This window comes from Nocardia farcinica, assembly GCF_029867845.1.
GTDB lineage: Bacteria > Actinomycetota > Actinomycetes > Mycobacteriales > Mycobacteriaceae > Nocardia > Nocardia farcinica_A.
Genome location: NZ_JARWRU010000049.1, coordinates 1 through 1,245, shown reverse-complemented (window position 1 = coordinate 1,245; position 1,245 = coordinate 1). Strand labels below are relative to the sequence as shown.

Here is a 1,245-nt window from a genome sequence, read left to right as displayed (position 1 = left end):
GTTCGGCACCGTGTCGTCGGCCGCGGTGTTTCTCGTCGTTGCGGCGGGCGGGGATTCGGGAGGGGCGGCCGGGGGAGCCCCGGCCGCCGATGAGGGGGAGCCGGGCGCGGTGGTGTCGCCCGCGGCGGCCGCGGCGCGGCGGCGGGCCGCGGCTCTGGCCCTGGCCCGCCTGCGCGACCTGGATCGGCTGCTGCCCGGCGCGGTGGAGGAGGTCCGAGCTTGGGCGGGGGCGCCCGGTTCGGGGTCGGTGGCCGCGGGCTCGATGCCGAGGCGGGAGAGGATCATCCGCACCACGCGGCTCGGGCTGCGGCCGTCGGTGCGCACTCGCACCGTCGCGACCTCGCGGTAGAGCGGGCGGCGGATGCGCATGAGCTCGCGGTACTTCGCGCCGGGGTCGGCGCCGTTGAGCAGCGGGCGCTGGTTGCTGGCCCCGGTGCGCCGCAGCCCTTCGGCGACGCTGATCTCCAGGTACACCGTGGTGCACTCGCGCAGCAGTGCCCGGGTGTTCGGTGAGAGCACGGCCCCGCCGCCGAGGGAGACCACGCCGCGTTCCTCGAGGATCGCCCGGCGGACGACCTGTTCCTCGATCCGCCGGAACTCGGGCTCGCCGTCCTCGGCGAAGATCTCCGGGATGGTGCGGCCGGTCTCGCGTTCGATCCCCGCGTCGGTGTCGTAGAGATCGACGCCCAGCTCCTTGGCGAGCTTGCGGCCGATCGTCGACTTGCCCGCCCCCGGCGGTCCGACCAGCACCACTCGCGGCCGCGGGTGGGTCGGCGCGGTCATCGCGCCCGACTGTCCGCCGGGACGTGTGGGCGGGAGTTGATCCGCTCGAGGTAGCTGCCGATGTTGGCGACGGTCTCGGCGAGCGAATCGCCGCCGAACTTCTCCAACACGGCCTGGGCGACCACGAGAGCGACCATGGTCTCGGCGACCACGCCCGCGGCGGGCACCGCGCACACGTCGGAACGCTGGTGGATGGCGACGGCCTCGTCGCCGGTGGACATGTCGACGGTCGACAGCGCGCGCGGCACCGTGGAGATGGGTTTCATCGCCGCCCGCACCCGCAGCGCCTCGCCGTTGGTCATGCCGCCCTCGAGGCCGCCGGCGCGGTTGGTGGAGCGCAGCACGCCGTCCGGTCCGGGACGCATCTCGTCGTGGGCCTGGCTGCCGCGCCTGCGCGCGGTCTCGAATCCGTCCCCGACCTCGACGCCCTTGATGGCCTGGATGCCCATGAGCGCGGCCGCC

General features: G+C 74.8%; 2 protein-coding genes. Both read right to left on the bottom strand.

Translation table 11 applies throughout. From position 1 onward, the window contains the following. Positions 1–783 (bottom strand): shikimate kinase (locus QH283_RS00765; RefSeq protein ID WP_432420633.1); only part of this gene is annotated, 783 nt, incomplete at its 3' end. Next, the coding region (locus QH283_RS00760; protein WP_280501090.1) for a chorismate synthase at positions 780–1,245 on the bottom strand (466 nt) is incomplete at its 5' end. The genes QH283_RS00765 and QH283_RS00760, both read right to left, overlap by 4 nt.